At 49.7% G+C, this 18,326-nt stretch carries 17 protein-coding genes; 11 read left to right on the top strand and 6 right to left on the bottom strand.

All coding sequences use genetic code 11. From position 1 onward, the window contains the following. Positions 1–27: 27 nt before the first annotated feature. The 3 genes from ACE418_RS04455 to ACE418_RS04465 all read right to left on the bottom strand — a co-directional run bounded on the left by ACE418_RS04455 (position 28) and on the right by ACE418_RS04465 (position 5,261). A complete protein-coding gene (locus ACE418_RS04455; RefSeq protein WP_416449483.1) occupies positions 28–3,210 on the bottom strand; it encodes an efflux RND transporter permease subunit in 3,183 nt (1,060 codons plus the stop codon). Between the two features lie 11 nt (positions 3,211–3,221). Then, positions 3,222–4,397 carry an efflux RND transporter periplasmic adaptor subunit gene (locus tag ACE418_RS04460; RefSeq protein WP_416449484.1) on the bottom strand — a complete coding sequence of 392 codons (1,176 nt, stop codon included), beginning with the start codon at positions 4,395–4,397 and terminating at the stop codon, positions 3,222–3,224. Between the two features lie 198 nt (positions 4,398–4,595). Continuing rightward, positions 4,596–5,261, bottom strand: coding sequence for an HD domain-containing protein (locus tag ACE418_RS04465; protein WP_416449485.1), 666 nt, complete (start codon positions 5,259–5,261; stop codon positions 4,596–4,598). Between the two features lie 314 nt (positions 5,262–5,575). Between ACE418_RS04465 and ACE418_RS04470 the strand changes: the two genes are divergently transcribed. Together ACE418_RS04470 and ACE418_RS04475 are read left to right on the top strand one after the other, a co-directional pair. Then, entirely contained in the window at positions 5,576–6,094 is a 519-nt protein-coding gene (locus ACE418_RS04470) for a nitroreductase (protein WP_416449486.1), read from the top strand. Between the two features lie 186 nt (positions 6,095–6,280). Next, on the top strand, positions 6,281–6,775 hold the full coding sequence (locus ACE418_RS04475) for a nitroreductase family protein (RefSeq protein ID WP_416449487.1): 495 nt from the start codon (positions 6,281–6,283) through the stop codon (positions 6,773–6,775). A gap of 7 nt (positions 6,776–6,782) precedes the next feature. Here ACE418_RS04475 and ACE418_RS04480 read toward each other — a convergent pair whose 3' ends face one another. Further along, positions 6,783–7,253 (bottom strand): VOC family protein, encoded by a 471-nt coding sequence (locus ACE418_RS04480; protein WP_416449488.1) that lies wholly within the window; start codon positions 7,251–7,253, stop codon positions 6,783–6,785. A gap of 37 nt (positions 7,254–7,290) precedes the next feature. Next, positions 7,291–8,520, bottom strand: coding sequence for an MFS transporter (locus ACE418_RS04485; RefSeq protein WP_416449489.1), 1,230 nt, complete (start codon positions 8,518–8,520; stop codon positions 7,291–7,293). 335 nt (positions 8,521–8,855) lie between these two features. On the opposite strand from ACE418_RS04485, the gene ACE418_RS04490 reads away from it, so the two are divergent. The 6 genes from ACE418_RS04490 (at position 8,856) to ACE418_RS04515 (ending at position 14,445) form a co-directional block, all read left to right on the top strand. Further along, complete coding sequence (locus ACE418_RS04490; protein WP_416449490.1) at positions 8,856–9,842, top strand: YadA-like family protein; 987 nt, start codon at positions 8,856–8,858, stop codon at positions 9,840–9,842. Positions 9,843–10,102: 260 nt separating this feature from the next. Further along, a complete protein-coding gene (locus ACE418_RS04495; protein ID WP_416449491.1) occupies positions 10,103–10,867 on the top strand; it encodes a hypothetical protein in 765 nt (254 codons plus the stop codon). A gap of 15 nt (positions 10,868–10,882) precedes the next feature. After that, entirely contained in the window at positions 10,883–11,587 is a 705-nt protein-coding gene (locus ACE418_RS04500) for a hypothetical protein (protein WP_416449492.1), read from the top strand. Between the two features lie 310 nt (positions 11,588–11,897). After that, positions 11,898–13,013, top strand: coding sequence for a tyrosine-type recombinase/integrase (locus ACE418_RS04505; protein WP_416449493.1), 1,116 nt, complete (start codon positions 11,898–11,900; stop codon positions 13,011–13,013). A 128-nt stretch (positions 13,014–13,141) separates the two neighbouring features. Beyond that, positions 13,142–13,684, top strand: a complete 543-nt coding sequence (locus ACE418_RS04510; RefSeq protein WP_416449494.1) for an HD domain-containing protein — start codon at positions 13,142–13,144, stop codon at positions 13,682–13,684. Next, entirely contained in the window at positions 13,681–14,445 is a 765-nt protein-coding gene (locus ACE418_RS04515) for an SDR family NAD(P)-dependent oxidoreductase (protein ID WP_416449495.1), read from the top strand. Before ACE418_RS04510 ends, ACE418_RS04515 begins: the two co-directional genes overlap by 4 nt. A gap of 4 nt (positions 14,446–14,449) precedes the next feature. Here the strand turns inward: ACE418_RS04515 and ACE418_RS04520 are convergent, their stop codons facing one another. After that, complete coding sequence (locus ACE418_RS04520) at positions 14,450–15,646, bottom strand: trans-sulfuration enzyme family protein (protein WP_416449496.1); 1,197 nt, start codon at positions 15,644–15,646, stop codon at positions 14,450–14,452. Between the two features lie 190 nt (positions 15,647–15,836). On the opposite strand from ACE418_RS04520, the gene ACE418_RS04525 reads away from it, so the two are divergent. From ACE418_RS04525 to ACE418_RS04535, 3 genes are all read left to right on the top strand, one after another. Beyond that, positions 15,837–17,258: a radical SAM protein gene (locus ACE418_RS04525; RefSeq protein WP_416449497.1), complete on the top strand. Its 1,422-nt coding sequence runs from the start codon at positions 15,837–15,839 to the stop codon at positions 17,256–17,258. Between the two features lie 12 nt (positions 17,259–17,270). Further along, positions 17,271–17,612 (top strand): arsenate reductase family protein, encoded by a 342-nt coding sequence (locus tag ACE418_RS04530; protein WP_416449498.1) that lies wholly within the window; start codon positions 17,271–17,273, stop codon positions 17,610–17,612. 78 nt (positions 17,613–17,690) lie between these two features. After that, a complete protein-coding gene (locus ACE418_RS04535; RefSeq protein ID WP_416449499.1) occupies positions 17,691–18,230 on the top strand; it encodes a hypothetical protein in 540 nt (179 codons plus the stop codon). The last annotated feature ends 96 nt before the right edge of the window (positions 18,231–18,326 follow it).

Consider the following 18,326-nt stretch of genomic DNA (forward strand, 5'->3'; position numbering starts at 1 on the left):
GCTGTCGCGATGCGACAGCTCCTTTTTTCACCGCCTCAACATGCGGTATTTGAATTTGATTCGTTTCAGGCCCGTGGCTTTCCAGAAGTTGCGGGCCATTTTTTCGGAAATGATGTAGAATGCCGGGATGAGGAGCAACCCGCAGAGGGTTGCAAAGGTCATGCCGCCGACGACGGCAACGCCCATGCCGCAGCGGGCTCCGGCACCGGCCCCGCTGGCAAAAGCTAGGGGCAGGCAGCCGATGATGGCCGTAAAGGCGGTCATCAGGATTGGCCGCAAGCGCAGTTTAGAAGCGATGACGACGGCTTCCATGGGATCGATGCCTTTATCGACACGCTCTTTCGCGAATTCGACGATCAGGATGGCATTCTTGGCTGCCAGGCCGATAATCATGATGACGCCAATCTGCATATAGACGCTGTTCAAAAAGCCGCTGGCGTTGGCATTGAACAAGGTTGCCAGCTGGCGGATGATGTATTCCGAACCGACGGCACCAAAAATACCGGTCGGCACGGTGAACAAGACGGCGAACGGCATGGACCAGCTTTCATAGAGAGCTGCCAGGCAGAGGAAGGCAAAGACCAGGGCCATGATTAAAATTTTCATCGTCGAGCTGGAGGAACTATTTTCTTCACGGCTCTGCCCGGACCATTCGATGGTCATCCCTGACGGCATGACGCTCTTAGCCGCTTCCTCAGCGGCCGCCATAGCTTCGCCGGAGCTGTAGCCGCTGGCAGCACTGCCTTGAATCGTGACGCTGCGGACCCCGTTAAAGCGGGTAATCGACGACGGGCCCGTCGTCATGGAACTGGTCAGCAGGGTATCGAGAGGAACCATTTTCCCCGACGACGATTTGACGGAAATGAATTTCAGGCTGTCTGCCTGAGAGCGGTACGATGTATCCGCCTGAACGATGACCTTATAGGACCGGCCGAACTGGGTAAAGTCGTTGACGGAAGAACCGCCGAAGTTTGCCTGCAGCGCCGTGAAGACGTCGGACAACTCAATACCCAGATTCTTGATCTTTTCACGGTCTACCGTATAGGCGACACTCGGTGTATTCGTGGCATAGCTCGTGCGGACGCCGGACAGTTCCGGACGCTGTGAGCAGGCGGCGACGACCTGCGTGGCAGCATTGCCTAATTCCGTATCGGACAGGCCGGTATTATCCTGGAGCTGCATGGTCCAGCCACCTTCCATCCCCATACCGGGAAGGGAAGACGGATTGAAGGCCGCTACTTTGGCTTCCGGATGATTGGGAACGACCGTTTTATTGAACTTCGCAATGATAGAATCGGCACTGAGGTCGTTCGAAGTGCGGTCATCCCAGTTATCCAAAGCGACATAGAGATTACCGGAATTCGAGGTGGACCCGCCGGCATGGGTCATGACGTCTTTGACGCCGGGAATCTTGCGCGTTTCGTCAGCCGCGGCATCGATGGTCTTGATGGTTTGGTTCAGTGAAGTCCCTTCCGGCATGGTGATGCTGGCCATGAAGAACCCTTGGTCTTCATCGGGGACGAATGTCGACGGCAGGACCTTGTAGCAGATGCCCATGAGTCCGGTGACCAGGATGAGGAAGACGGCAGCGTATTTCAAGTGATGAATCATCCAGCCTACTTTACCCGTGTAACGGTCTTTGAAACGGTCAAAAATCCGGTTGAACCCGCGGAAGAAAGCGCCCAGCGGACCGCCCTGGATACTCTTGTCGTTCGGTTTCAAAAGGACGCCGCACAGGGCCGGTGTCAACGTCAGGGCGACAAAGGCCGAAATGACGACGGAAATGGTAATGGTTACGGCGAACTGTTTATAGAGGACGCCGGTGACACCGCCGATAAAGGCGACCGGGATGAAGATGGAAGCCAGGACGGCTGTCGTCGCGATAATCGGACCTTGTACTTCTTTCATCGCGGCTTCGGTGGCGTCTTTGGCTGATAGCTTATCCTTGGACATATGCTCTTCGACGTTTTCGATGACGACAATCGCATCGTCGACGACCAGCCCGATGGCCAGGACCATAGCGAACAAGGTCAGTGTATTGATGGTAAAATCGAGGACCTTAAAGGAAGCAAAGGTTCCGACGATAGACACCGGTACGGCCAGGACCGGGATGAGCGTTGTCCGCCATTTCTGCAGAAAGACAAAGACGACGAGGATGACCAGGAGCAGCGATTCGACGAAGGTCGTCTTGACTTCGTTGATAGACGCCGTAATGAAGTTGGTATTATCCATGACAATCGTGTAGTCTAAGTCTGGCGGGAAGGTTTCCTTTGCTTCTTCCAGGACCTTCTTGACTTCTGTAATCGTATCCAGGGCATTGGCATCACTGGACAACTGGATGCCGAACCCGATACCGTTTTTCCCGTTGATCTTGGAGTTGCTGCTTTCGTTCTGTGTCCCCGTCTGAATGTTGGCGACATCCTTAAGGTAGACGAACTGGCCATTCGAGGCGGATTTCAAGATGATATTGCCGAACTGTTCCGGTGTCGAAAGCTGACCTTCGACCTTGGCGCTATACTGCTTTTCCTGCGTCGACGGAGCCGGCAGGCTGCCAATCGTACCAGCCGGTGCCGATTGGTTCTGTTCTTTGATAGCCGAAATGACGTCCGATACGGTCAGGCCGCGTTCGGCCAGTTTTTCCGGATTGAGCCAGACGCGCATGGCGTAGCTGGAGCCGAAGGTATTGACGTTGCCGACGCCGTCGATACGTTGGATTTTATCCAGCAGGTAGATGTCTGCATAATTCTTGAGGAACGCCTGGTCATACGTGCCGTTCGGCGAATAGATATTGGCCATGAGGACCATGTCGCCAGAGGACTTGCGGACAGTCAGCCCCTGCGTCTGAACGTCACTAGGCAGGCTGTTCTTGGCCAGGTTGGCGTCGTTCTGGACGTTGATGGAGTCCGTATTGCCATCGCTGTCCAGACTGAAGACGACAGACAGACTGTACGAACCGTCATTGCTCGACGTCGATGACATGTAAGACATATCGTCGACCCCTTTGAGTTGGTCTTCAATGACCTGGGCGACCGTCTGATTGACGATAGTCGCATTCGCGCCGGTATAAGTCGTACTCAGGCTGACCGTCGGCGGCGAAATCTGAGGATATTGGGCGATAGGCAGGGATAAAAGGGACAGTCCCCCTAAAATAACGATGATGATGGAAATAACGATGGCAAAAATCGGCCGTCGGATAAAGAAACTAGACATGACGCGCCTCCTTATTTAGCCGTGAGCGATACAGATGAAGTGGAATTGGACGAATCAGTTGCAGTCATCGATAAGCCCAGTTCATCAGGGGTCGTCATCGTGACATCCAGATCCTGGCCTTCTTTCAAGTTGCTCAGGCCTTCAACAACGACGACATCGTCCTTGTCGAGGCCGCTCTTGACAATATAGTAGCTGCCGACCTGATCGCCCAAGGTGACGACGCGGGCAACGGATTTATTATCGGAGCCGACGACGATGACAAAGGACTGGTCCAGTACCTGCTGGACTGCACGCTGAGGCACGAGGATGGCATCCTTCAAAGGCTGGCCTTCCATGGTGACACGGGCGAACATCCCTGGAAGGAGAACGCCGTCTGCATTATTGAAGAGGGCTTTGACCGTAATCGTACCGGTGCTGTCCGATACTTCCCGGTCGAATTGATACGTCGTCGAGACTTCATCATATTTCTTGCCATTGCTCAAGGTCAGCGTGGCTGTCGGCGGCGTGTGATCTTCCTCATCGTTGTTGTCCTTATTGTTGGCCGTGCGGAAGTTCAAGAATTCATTTTCACTGATGGAGAACTGGACGTAAATGGGGTTGATAGACCCGACCGATACCAGCGCCGTATTGCCTGCCGTGACATAGGTCCCGTTCGGGACATCATCGACAGAGAGCTTGCCGGAAATAGGTGCCCGGATAATGGTATCGTCTAAGTTTTCCTGAGCTTTCTGCAAGAGAGCATTAGCATCGTCATAGCTCGACTGATTGCTGTCTACCGTGGCCTGCTGGTTGGTCAGGGTTTGTTCTGCAACGGCACCGGAGGCAGCCAGCTGCTGGTAGCGGTTCAAATCGACGAGGGAGTTGGTCAGTGTCGTCCGGGCTTTGTCGGCATTTGACTTGGCCGAGAGGACTTCCGATTCATACTGACGGTCGTCTATCTTGTACAACGGCTGACCTTTTTCAACAGGGTCGCCGGAAGTGAAATATTTCTCGACGATTTCTCCGGATACGCGGGGCTTGATGGTAACGGCATTGGTCGATTTAATCTGGCCGGAATAGTCGTGGCTCACCGCCGTATCCTGTTGGATGACTTTCATCGCTTTGACCGAGACGGCGGCGCTCTTCGTCTGTGTGGTACTGCCGCATCCGGCAGCCAGCAGTGAGACAGCCAGCAGCCCGGCCATCATACTAATGAGAAATGTTCTTTTTCCATAACGTATCATATGCATGATTCCTTTCTCTACGACATGTTTTAACTCATAATATAAGTGTATCATGGAAAAGAAAAAGGCAACATGCCTAAAGCTTAAAAATTAGGTGTCGCCTTTTTTTCAGTATACTGCAAAATATGTATATTATATGTTAATTATATGACGATTTAGGCGTTACGCGATTTTATTGCCATTGGCTACCAGCTTGAAGCGCAGTCCCAGGACTTCGGCAGCCCGCTTGCACATGAGCATGCGCTGAGAAAAAATTTCAAAATAATCGATCATGGAGCAAATGGATTCATCGAGCTCGATATTCAGCACAATGACTTTCTTATGCGTATCGACGTGAAGCTTCGAGGACAAAGCGGCGTAATTGACGCGGTCGTGTTTATCGAAGGTTTCCGGCACGGTATTGCGGACGCGGTCCCGGCGGACATCGCTCTTATCGGCCAGAATCAGGGCAGCCGAAATGGGGTCGAAAGCAATGCCGCTCCGTTCATCGTGCTGGCCGATTGCCGAAATGATAGCGGCAATATCTTCTGGCGGTGCACCCCAGTCGCGCAGAAACTGGAAGGCCATGAGAGCTCCGGTATGTGCATGGTCTACGCGGTTGACACTATTTCCCAAATCATGCATATAGCCGGCAATGCGTACCAATTCTACCGTATGGGCATCATATCCGAGTTTTTTCAAAATCTTGCCGGCCGTTACTGCGACTTTTGCCGTATGTTTTTGCGAATGGTCCGTATATCCCAAGGCATCGAGAACCTTGTTGCCTTGTTCTAAATATACATTCAGTTCCTTGGCATGGGCAATATTTTCATAAGTCAGTTTTTTCATGCTATCATTCCTTTTCTATGCTAGTTCTTTCAGCATAACAAAGGAAGGTATAAACTATGTAAATGTTCTATAAAATTTGCGTTGCTGTACAAATATCTAATTACATTATATAATAAATTATACCAGATCGATGAAGTTTTATCGTTTGGGGTAAGGTGGACACGTTTCTCACCTGTCTTTCTAAAATGCATATTACTTCATCAGAATCATTGTATTATATTTTTTTGTTGAAATTATAGATTTTAAGAAAGTGAGGTGAAGCAGGCATTCCTCTTTGACCGAAGAGAAATGTCCGCGTTTAGATGAACGAAATCATGAAAGCTTTGTTACAACGCCGCAGTATCCGCAGCTATGAAGACAAAATGGTTCCGGATGAATTGATTGAAGAAGTCGTCCAGGCCGGGCTTTATGCACCGAGCAGCATGGGGCGGCAAAACGCGAAAATCATCGTCATCACCAATAAAGCCCTGCGCGACGAATTATCTGCACTGAACAACCAGATTGGCGGCTGGCCGGAAGGCAATGATCCTTTTTACGGTGCGCCCGTCGTCCTCCTCGTCCTCGGCAAGAAAGGGGACGGCAAAGAAAAATATGACGGCAGCCTGGTCATGGGCAACCTCATGCTGGCTGCGTATGCTTTGGGATTAGGAAGCTGCTGGATCCATCGCGCCAAAGAAGAAATGACTACGCCTTTAGGGAAGAAAATTCTTGATCAGGCCGGCCTCTCGGCAGACGAATGGGAAGGCGTCGGCCACTGTATCCTGGGATATCCGAAGGGAGATATACCTGCGGCTGCGCCGCGGAAAGCAGACCGCGTCTACTATATCCGCTGATTCCACTGGGGAGGCAGTATCAGGTTTTCCAGGCGTCCCCTTGGCTCTGTGCCGGGAGGCATGGTTACTTTAACGAGACTAAGTTACTTCAAAGTGGCTACTTGTATTCTCAGGGGAATTCCCGTATGATGAATTGGAAATAAATTTCAATTTCTGATTCATTGAATAATACGAGGAGGTCTTTGTATGGATGCCATGTTTCATCGTAGTAGTATCCGGAAATTCCAGAACCGTCCGGTTGAAGAAGCTAAGATAAGAGAGATATTAAAAGCGGCAATGCAAGCCCCGTCTGCCGGAAATCAGCAGCCTTGGGAATTTTATATCGTTACGGATGAAGCGCGGAAGAAAGCGTTGTCTCAGGTCAGCCCTTATGCAGGCTGTGCGGCGCAGGCCCCGGCTGTTATCATTACGGCGTATCGTACACAGGGAGCCACTTTTCCCGTCTATGCCCAGATTGATACGGCCATTGCCGAAACCTTTTTATGGCTGGCTGCCGATGCCGCTGGTTTAGGTGGGGTATGGCTCGGTATTGCTCCGCAGGAAGAACGGATGACCCAGGTTGAAGCTATCCTGGACCTGCCGCGGGACCAGCGGGCTTTTGCGTTGTTCCCCATCGGCTATCCGGCGGAAACGAAAGCTCATGAAGACCGGTTCGACCCCAGCCGCATCCACTTTATCTAAAGGCATTTCAGGTCGGAAAGGTTACCAGTTCGATAAGACTGCCCCAGGGTGTCTCGATATAGGCCCAGCCTTGATGGAGGTAGTGCCGGCTGGCACGGCCCGTCTGAGAATCATAGACCGGATAGGCGTATCCTCCGGCAGCTTCGACGTCATGGACAGCCTGCGCTAAATCGTCGACATAGATGGCAAAATGGGTGATACCGTAATCATAACTGTGTGGAGATGACTGGTGCGGCGTGTTATCATATTGGAATAATTCCAGATTGGATCCGCCGAGATTCAGCAGGCGGCGCCATACCATACGGCCGTTGCGGGGCATCCCGAAGATGGCTTCTGCATCAGGCCCCTGGACCGGCGGATAAGCCGGCGTCTGGCCATCGAACAGGATTTCAGCCTGGAAGGCTTGCTCAAAGAAACGGGTAGCAGCGGCTACATCAGGTACGGTCAAGGTGACGTGTTCGATTCCTTTTGTTTTCATCGTATATTTCCTCCCTTAAAATCATATAAATAAGCCTTTAATCGCTGGTCGCATAGGATATGCGGCCAGCTTTTTGTGCTGCCCCGGAAACTTCCCGTTTGTCCATCCAGACGGATATGCGGACCAGCCCTAAAGCCAGGAAAACCATTACGGCAGCGACTAACGGCGTAGCTGATAAACCAATGTTGTCGATGGCTAGTCCCCCTAGCCCTGCACCGACAAAGATGCCGCCATTGAACGATGCAATATTTAAGGCCGAGGCCAAGTCCATCGCTTCCGGTACGTGACGTTTGGCTAAGAGCATGACATAAGACTGGAGAGCAGGGATGCTCATGAAGGCCAGCAAGCCCATGCCTGCGATGGCAGCGATACCGGGAAGAGTATAGGGGACAGCCAGGTAAAAGCCGAGGAACATCAGTCCCTGGGCCAGGAAGATACCCGTCAGGCTTTTCAGGGGATGGCCATTGCCCAAACGGCCGCCTACATAGTTGCCGATGGCAATGGTAACGCCATATAAGACCAGAACTGCGCTGACGCTTTCGGCGGAAATACCGGTGATGTGTTGCAGAATAGGCGAAAGATACGTAAAACTAGCAAAGGTACTGCCATAGCCCAAAATGGTTACGGCCAGCATGAGCAGAACATGCGGATGCGTTACTAAGCGCAGCTGGGCCCGGAGGGTAGCCGGCTTTTCCTTAGCCTGTTCCTGGGCCGGAATGGCAGCATGATTCAGCCCATAGGCAATCAGACCGATAGCGGCGATGGCAAAGAAGGGAATGCGCCAGCCGAATATCCCGCTGATGTACGTCCCTAACGGGGCCGCGAAAGCCGTTGCAACCGTAAAGCCGCCGAAAATGAATGCAATGGCACTGGCTGCTTTTTCAGGCGCTACCAGGCTGACGGCAATCGAGGAAGCCAAAGAGAAAAAGAGACCGTGGGCAGAAGCCGATACGATACGGCCAGCTAGAAGCATGGGAAAACTAGTGGCCATACCGGTGAAGAGATGACCTATGATAAAAAGAAAGATGGAAGCCAGGACAACCCGCTTCTTATCAATACGGGCTGTCAGGGACGTCAGGATGACCCCGCCGATGGCTACGCCCAAAGCATAGAGCGAGACGATTTCCCCTGCCGTTGAGGTGGATACATTGAACTCGCCGGCTACCAGTGGCAAGACGCCGACTCCAATAAATTCGGTAATGCCAATTCCAAAAAACGTAGTAGCTAATGCAAAGAGCGCAAAAGTTACGCGATTCATACTTTTCATGATGATTCCTCCTGTTTGAGTTGATTGTTTCTGTTGATGTGGCTAGTATACCGGGAAGAAAGGGTTTTGAAAAGTACGCACTATTTTGTGGGATAGGCACCAAAAAGTATGAATTGCGCTGCTATGCGCTGGAAGAGAATCCACTTTTTTGCGACGCTGTCTTTAAGTGACAGCGTTTTTTTATTGGGAAAAGCGATTTATTTTTACTCATATACTATATCAAAGAATATATGTAAAAATAATATTGAAAATAAATATCAGTTGTGCTATTATGGTGAAGAAATGATAAATATTATCATAAAAACTATAAAATCATAAAAGAAAGAAGGAGTACCATGAACAAAGCTAAAAAATTATGTGCTGTGCTGACAACGATGGCAATGGTTGGTGGAGTAGTCATGGTTGGCGCTGCTGATTATGTTGCCGATGGTTCTTATTTGAATATAGGTGGAACCGGTACGAATTCAGAAGGGGCTACTTCGACAACAGCCCGTGTCGATGCACGGGCCGGTGCCTCCATTTTAGTCACGTCCAAGGCTTCCGGTGACGACAATCCTTATGGGACAGGCAACCATCCCTCGAATTTAGGGGATGGAACCGATGTAGCCAAAATTGTCGTACATAATGCGCGGACTGATATCGGCTTAGACACGTATGCCTCTAAAACAGGAACGGCAATCGGTGCCTATGCTAAATCAAACGGTGTCCAATCCGCTGCCTTGGGATATAAAGCGGAAGTCACAAGAAGTGCCAGCAATAGTGTAGCGCTGGGTTCTAATAGTGTAGCCGATGAAGCGAATACGATATCGGTCGGATCCAGCAGTTTGGAACGGCGCATTACCCACGTTGCCGACGGGATCAGTACCACCGATGCGGCCACGGTAGGGCAGTTACAGCGTACGGCTTCTTCGATTCAGCAGAATGTTACTTACTTGGGTAACGAAATCGACCAGGTCGGTGCTATTTCAGCGGCTTTAGCCGGACTGCATCCGTTACAATCTTCCAAGGGCTTTGAAATTTCGGCCGCTGGTGGTGCCTATGATGGAAAACAGGCTATGGCATTAGGCGGTTTCTATCACGCCAATCCCGATGTCATGGTTTCGTTTAGCGGGGCTACTTCTTTTGGCAGTGAACATAAAACGGCGGGAAATGTCGGTCTTACATTCCGTGTGGGTCCTAAAGAAACAAGCCGGCTGGCAGATAACCAGGATACTACAGGCATAACGGAATTGGCACAGCGGCTTGACCTGTTGAATCAAAAAGTAGAACAGTTAGAGCAGGAAAATAAAGCGTTAAAACAGCAAATGGCACAAGGAAAATAGACTGCCAATAGCTTGAGGTCTGCGCCTTTCTTCAGTCTCTGTTTTTGGTATTTCGTTTCAGTACTATTAGCTTTTTCTTTGTTACTGATAGTTGATTTTATTCCTTATTCAGTATATAATTATTTTATAAGTAAATAGTAAGCAAGTGACGAGTGTATGCCATAAAGGCGCACGTTATAGTATATTGAATGGTACTATACGTGTGCCTTTTTTTGCGTACGTTCCCATTCGATGGATTATTTTGAACAGGAGGAACGCTTATGTGGACATGCATTACAGAATATTATTTTGAAGGGCCTGGTTATGAAATCCTTACCTTGAGGCAATGCCTGAATCAAATCATTCATCGGGCATCAGAACGGACTCCCGATGATAAGACAATAACCAATACATATGGCAAACGCGGACTTGCCCATATCTGGCAAGCGCTGGGGAAGCCGGACGGCGTTTGGTACGATGGAGCCCTCATCCATCGTATCCAGGCCGGAGACTGCCAGCTTTTGCGGAATGGGAAATGGGCCATGGCCCTGCAGGTCTGGAATGGGAATTGCTGGGACCTTTGGGATACCCTGCTGCGGAAATGGGCACCCCATTGCCGCTATTATTATTTGACCTGTGGCGAGGTCGTCGAATCGAATGATATCAAGCGGAAATATTTTTCCTGGGATTATGTGATGCAAATCAGATTTTCACCGCAGACACCGGAAAAGATACGAACGTTTTTTGAGCCTTATGCAACCTACCGATTTCCAGATTCCGAACTAGGGCATGGTAAGTTAGAGGCACGATATAGCTATTGGCATCAGCCAGAACTGAAACAGTTGTTATTAAAACTCAATCCGGGACCCGATTTAGCAATGGACGATTTTCTGGATCGATTTTCCCAAGAAATGCACTTATCGGGATTGCGGATGTGTTATGATACGTATATTTATATTCGCCCGGTTCATTATGTGGAACGGAGGCCTCCGTTTTATACGATTCCTGCATTGGAAAAAATGCGGAAACAGGGCTTGATTGATTGAACAGGAGGTTATATTATGTCGAATACTTGTTTTACCCAATACTATTTTGAAGGTCCTGATGATGAAATCCGGAACTTGGGGGATCAGTTATTGTGGACCTTTGCGCAGCATCCCTTCGAAGAAGCCGATGAAGAGGATACGTGTTTAAGTCCTATAGAGTATGAACAGCACTTCATGCATATTGTAAAGGCGCTGGGGATGCCGTTTGTCTTTGATCCCCGGGGATTTGTTCAGACCCGGATTACGGAAAGCGCTTACCATCAGCTTCCCAAAAGGCAGCTGTCCCTGCATTTTAGCACCGAATCGGCTTGGGGCCCAGCCGAAGATATATGGAACTATGCCCTCAAAAAATGGGCACCTCACAGCCGATATTATTACTATGCCGAAGAAATTGGCAACGCCGGGGTCTGGACGAATGACCTGGAAGGGAAATATTTCCCCTGGGATTACGTCATCTATGCTAATCTTTCTGAAAAGATGCCGCCCATCATCCGCCAGGCGCTGAGTAAAAATTGCATTGTTCCTGAAATAAAAGATTACTATCATAAATATTGTACCTATTGGAAGGAAGCAGAGCTGCGAAAGGCTTTGCTGACATTCCTGCCATATCCAGAATGGAGTACTGCGGATTTATTTTATGTAATTGATAAAGATATGACCCGTTGTATGAAGAAACTGGATTCCTGGATCCGCTTTTACCGGGTTCGCCGTTTCGCCTGATAAAAAATCAAAAAGCGTATGCCTTACGGTATACGCTTTTTCAAGGATATATCCCCATCAAGCAAGCGAAGAAATCGCATAAGAAAATATGTTCGACGAAACGAAAATTACTTCAACGAACATATTTTCTTTTTTACCATGCTTATGGCTATCTTTTTTATCAGTGCCTTTTAAAGGCGTTTTCTAAAATTTCATGAGTTATTACATGGAGAGGATGTTTAATTTTCCTTAAATTGGCAAATTCAGCAGGAACGTTTGTTGCATCTTGTCTTTTCTCATAGTACAATAGTAAACAAAGGAGGTGCCGCATATGTATTTACGGAAACGAGGTAAGAAATGGTATTATACGATTGAAGTCCCGACGGAAGACGGACAGGGAAGACAGCGTGAAGAACGCGTCGGCGGTACTTCATATGCTCAGGCTGCCAAAGCCTACCGGCAGGCCATGAAGGCCCTCGACGAAAAGGCGGAACTGCCGGAAAAACCGGAAATCAAGGTCATGGATTTTCTGTCGGAATGGCTGGAAAAGGACGTGCGCATTAATTTGGGTCCCAATACGTATGATTCCTATGCAGGTATCATCAAATGGCATATTGGTGCTCGTTTTGGCAATGATAATCTGGAGGCGTTGACGACGGCGGAAATCCAGGACTGGATTAACAGTTTGAAACAGGATGGCTATTCCCGGTCGACGGTCAAGTCGATTTTTACGGTTTTTAATGATGCCATGCGCTGGGCTGTCTCCAACCGCCAATACATTGAAACAAACCCTATGGCCAACGTCAAGATGCCGAAATTCGACGTTCCCCGGAAAAAGCCAGTCATCTTTTCACATCAGCAAATCCAGATTATTTTCCACGCCTTTCCCGTAGGTCATAAATATTACGCACCCTGCATGATTGCGTATTGCACCGGTCTGCGTGTCGGCGAATGTCTGGCCTTGCAATGGTCCCATATAGATATGGAAAATCGCACGATTTCCGTAGACAGTACGTTATATGATAAAAAAGGAACCCCCGTTTGCAAGGCGACGCCTAAGACGAAGTCATCCGTCCGGACGATTCCTTTTAATGAAACTTTATACCACGCTTTGCTCCGCCATAAAGCCCAGCAGGCGAAGAACCACCGTCTCTACGGCGACGACTACGTAGAAAGTGATTTCGTCTGTACCCGTGAAGACGGCCGCCCCATGAATAGTAATGACATGCGCTACTTTAATATGTGGTGTAAAAAAGAATTTGGCGGTGGTAGTTTCCATTCCTTCCGCCATACCCATGCGACAATGATGCTGGAGAACAACATCGAGCTGGACTACGTTTCTAAACGATTGGGTCATTCTTCGATTGCTACGACTGCCAATATCTACGATACGATTACCGATAAGCGCAATAAAGCAGCTATGAAAAAACTCGATTCGATTTTGTGAAATCATGGCGGCAAACGCGGCGGCAAAATATGGTGTATTTAGCATAAATACTTAACTTTCCGATAATTAATACTTATCGGAATAATATAACAAGATTCAAAAATAATAGAGAAAGAAGACCTTCCATTATGTCTCCTCAAATCACTACCTATAGCGGAAAAATCTTTGATATCACTCACCCCAATCCGGACAGCATCTGCATTGAAGATATTGCCCACGCTTTATCGCTCATCTGCCGGGGCAATGGTCATGTAACAACGTTTTATTCTGTAGGACAGCACTGCTTGCAATGCGCTAAAGAAGCACAGGCCCGCAAGCTGCCGTCCCGCCTGGTACTGGCGGCTTTGCTGCACGACGCCACAGAATGTTATATGTCGGATGTTCCCCGGCCGATAAAGCAGCTCATGCCGATATATCGACAGACAGAAGAAGGACTGCTAGCCCTGATTTATCAAAAATTCTTAGGGCAGCCCTTGAATGAAGCCGAAACCCGGCTGCTCAAAGGCATCGACGATGATTTTCTCTGGTATGATCTGACGTATCTCTTGCAGGACCAGCCCCAAGGCCAGCCGCCACAGGTACACTGCGTCCCCGATTACCGGCCGCGGCCATTTGCCGATGTAGAACGCGAATATTTGTCATTTTATGCAGCTTGTCAGGAGGCGATATGATGGATATTGCCATTGTTACTGGCGCTTCATCCGGGCTGGGGCGGGAATATGCGAAACTGTTAGACCGCGAAGGGATGGATGAAATTTGGCTCGTAGCCCGGCGCCGTCCTCCGATGGAATCGCTGGCAGACGAATTGACGACACCTTGCTGCATTTATCCCCTGGACTTAACGGCTCCCGCTTCCTTCGAGACCTTACAGCAGCAGTTAGCCGAAAAGAAGGGGACAGTCCGCTACTTGATCCATGCTGCGGGCTTCGGCAAAATGGGCGCCGTTTCGACGGTCCCGGCGGGTGTCCTGGAAAATATGATCGACCTCAACGACCGAGCTGCAGTCAGCCTGGTCCAAACCGTACTGCCTTATTGCCATGCCGGCAGCCACCTGGTGCAGATTTGTTCCTGTGCCGCTTTCCTGCCCATTCCGGAATTGGCCGTCTATGCTGCCACGAAAGCATTTCTCCTGCGCTACAGCCGGGCTCTGGCAGCCGAACTGGCTCCGAAAGGCATCCTCGTTTCGGCGGTCTGCCCGTATTGGGTCAAAGATACGGAATTCATTCCGACTGCCAGCCAGACTGATACCAAACGGCAGTTCCGCCATTATCCCCTGGCGGGGACGAAAGAGGCTGTTGCCCGCCGTTCTTTCCAAGCCATAAAGCAAGGCCGAGTCGTCATCACGCCGGATGTCGTCTCGACCTTGCTTCGCTTTCTATCGGGGTGGATCCCCCAGGATATTCTTTTGTACGGCAGCCGTTGGTTCCGCTAACGCCTTACAGGCCGATGGACTTCAGCGCTTGGTCCAGGTCCCCAATAATATCATCCGGGTCTTCCAGACCGATGCTGAAACGGATGAAACCTTTCCGGAATTTTTCCGGGTAGAGGTTGATGCGTTCATCGTAGCTGGGCTGCGGGAAAATCAGGCTTTCATCGTGACCGAGGGAGACGGCGAAGGTGACGACTTTCAAGGCGGCGCAGAATCGTTCTACCGCTTTGTCGTCGGCAGCGATGCCGAAGGAAATGACGCCGCCATAGCCGTTTTTCATCTGTTTCTTGGCCAGCTCATGACCGGGGTTGCTCGGCAGGCCAGGATAGGAAACAAAGGTGACGTTTGGGCGCTGTTCCAGCCATTCGGCAATTTTCTGCGTCGAAGTATTGATGCGTTCCATCCGCAAGGGGAAGGTCACGGCACCGCGGAAAATCTGCCAGGCATTGAACGGACTGATAACGGACCCGACATTGACCTGCGCTTCGTAACGAATCCGGTCCATGGTCGTCAGATCATTGGAAATGATGGCCCCGCCCTGGGCGTCGCCATGGCCATTGATATACTTGGTCAGCGATTCGATGACGAAATCGGCACCTAAGTCCAGCGGCCGCTGATTCAGGGGCGACGCAAAGGTATTGTCGACCGATAAGACCGCCCCGTTTTCGTGGGCGATTTTGGCAATTGCTGCGATATCTGAAATACCGTCAGTCGGATTATCCGGCGTTTCGACGTGAACCAGACGTGTCCCCGGCGTAATCGCTTTTTTGACAGCTTCCAGGTCAGTCATATCGACCATGACCGTTTCGACGCCGAATTTTCGATTGAATAATTCATGGAAAAGACGATAAACCGCCATGTAACTGACTTTAGGATAGACGACGCGGTCACCGGTCTTGAGCAGCGTCCAGAACAGGGCATGGAGGGCTGCGACACCGCTTCCCAGGACGATGGCATCATCGGCTCCGTGGAGAGCGGCTACTTTTTCTTCCAGCCAATGCTGATTCGGATTGCCGTTACGGGCATACATCAGCAGGTCTGTCGACGAGTAATTGACTTTGGACAGGTCATCCGGCAGTTTATAACTGTTGGCCATATGCAGTGGCCGGCGGACGGCGCCGGTTTCGGCATCATAGCCGACACCGGTATGGACGGCCTGCGTTGAAATATCATACCCCTTGAACTTGTTTTCTTTTTTAGCCATAAAAAATCCCCCTTATGGTGTCAATAAATAATGTACAAGTATATTATATAATATATTTTCCCAAATGCCAAAGCTTTTTGTTTTCTGAAATCGAACTGACTTTTTGACTTTTGCGAAAATCGTCGTATAATAGAACTATACAAAGAAACAGCGCCGTTTCAATTGTTTAATTTTGTAGGAGATGATTGGTATGAGTAAGTTAACCCATCGTATCGAAAAGAAGGCTGTCGAAATCCTGGTCGACCGCATCATGGCTGAGCACAATCCGGCAGCCCGTAAAAAAACATTGAAACGCTTATCTTATGTCATGCAGCATCTGTTTGGCGACCTTTTTGAAAAAGAATCCTTTGATGATGCGCGCAAACTGATCGATGAAGGCGGTAAATGGTTCCGATTCCTGAATACGGCCTTAGATACCCTGGACCCGCATGTTGTTAAGACGGCCGTCATGGATCTGGGCTTTGAAGCTGGTTTTTACGGACTGCGCACGCGGGATGCTGCCAAGGCGAAATATCACTGCAATATCCCCTGGGCCATCCTTTTCGACCCGACCAGTGCCTGCAACCTGCATTGCATTGGCTGCTGGGCTGCTGAATACGGACATACATTGAACCTGTCGTTCGACGTCATGGATAAAATTGTCCGCGAAGGCAAAGCTTTAGGATGTCATTTTTATCTGCTCACAGGTGGCGAACCGCTCGTACGCAAGGCCGATATCCTGCGCTTGTGCCGGAAACATCCGGATTGTGAATTCCATGCTTTTACCAACGGGACACTCATCGACGACGCCTTCTGCGACGAAGTCACGAAAGTCGGCAACCTCAGTTTCTCCCTCAGCATTGAAGGATTCCGCGAAGTCAACGACAGCCGCCGCGGTGAAGGCGATTTCGACAAGGTCATGCACGCCATGGACCTGCTGCGCAAACACGGCATCGTCTTCGGGACGTCGATTTGCTATACCCGGAAAAACATCAACACGGTTACGTCCGATGAATTTCTGGACCTGCTCATCAAGAAAGGGGTATGGTTCACCTGGTACTTCCATTACATGCCGGTTGGCAATGATGCCTCGCCGGATCTGCTGCCGACTCAGGAACAGCGGGCCTATATGGTACGCCGGGTCCGTGAAATCCGCAGCGTAAAAGGGGGCAAGCCGATTTTCGCCATCGACTTCCAGAACGATGGTCAGTTCATCGACGGCTGTGTCGCCGGCGGCCGCAATTATTGCCACATTAACCCCAATGGGGATGTCGAACCGTGTGTCTTCATCCATTACTCCAGCGCCAATATCAATAAGCAGAGCCTGCTCTCGTGTCTGCAGCAGCCGCTCTTCAAAGAATATGCCAAAGGCCAGCCGTTCAACCACAACCACCTGCGTCCCTGCCCTATGTTGGAAAATCCGCAGTATTTAGCGGAAATGGTCAAACGCAGTGGGGCCAAATCGACAGATTTGCAGTCGCCGGAATCGGCAGAACACCTGTGTGCTAAATGCAAAGCCTATGCAGCGCAGTGGAAACCGACTGCCGATAAGTTATGGGCTGAAATCGAAGCCGATAAAGAAAAAGAAGCCGCGGAAAAGAAAGCCCATCAGCCTCAATCCGCCGCTCATTAGGAGGTATACCCCATGAATATCCAGATTTTCGGTACGAATAAGTGCTTTGACACAAAGAAAGCCATCCGCTATTTCAAAGAACGGAACATCAAGGTTCAATTCGTCGATTTAAAAGAAAAAGGCTTGAGCAAGGGCGAATATACCAAAGTCAAACAGGCTGTCGGCGGCCTCGATGCGCTGCTCAATCCCAAATGCAAGGACAAGGATGCCTTGGCTTTGATTCAATATGCTGTCGACGATGAAAAAGATGCCAAAGTACTGGCCAACCAGCAGGTCCTGAAGACGCCTATCGTCCGCAATGGGTCCAAGGCGACTGTAGGATATGCGCCGGATATCTGGAAAAGCTGGGAATGAGATTGACATAGGTTAAACGTTTGTGTATACTGTAAGCGTACACATTATTCCCAGTTTTCTATGATTGAGGTGTAACAAATGAAAGGTTCTTTAAAGAAATCTGTTATATTGGCTGGCGTAGCTTTGATGATAAGCAGTGTCTCCCTGGCAGCGAATACGTCGGATGGACGGTTCATTGGCATGCCGAATCCCATCGTGACGTATGATACCTATGAAAGCGCAGTCCATACCGCTGGTTTTACGCCGTTGTATTTGACTCGTGATGCTGGATATAGCTGCTATTATATTTCCCTGATTGGAAAACACACGGCAGACTTGGGATTCCAGAAATTAGGACAGCCAGAAACGACCGTTCGTGTCCGTACAATGCCTCAAAAGGTTGATACAACGGCCAAAGACATTTCCGGTGTCTATAGTGTGACCTGGAAAGACCAAGTCATCGATGGCCAGACCGTCAGCATGGCGAAAATCAGCGATACGTCTTATGTGGCACACTGGAAAGTCGGGGACTACCAGTTCTCCGCCCAGGCAAGCGGTATGAGTGCTACGGAATTCAAGGCGCTCTTGGAAAACAGCCTCGTCGATGACTCGGCTCATTATTTTGTAAAATCGTTGTAGTGGCTCGTGGCTCGTAAATACATAAATTTAATTTCATACGCTTTTTGAAAAGAGGATGTTGCATTATGCGTTTTTTGCTTAATGCAGCATCCTCTT

The sequence above is a fragment of the Megasphaera jansseni genome (assembly GCF_047974155.1).
Lineage (GTDB): Bacteria > Bacillota > Negativicutes > Veillonellales > Megasphaeraceae > Megasphaera.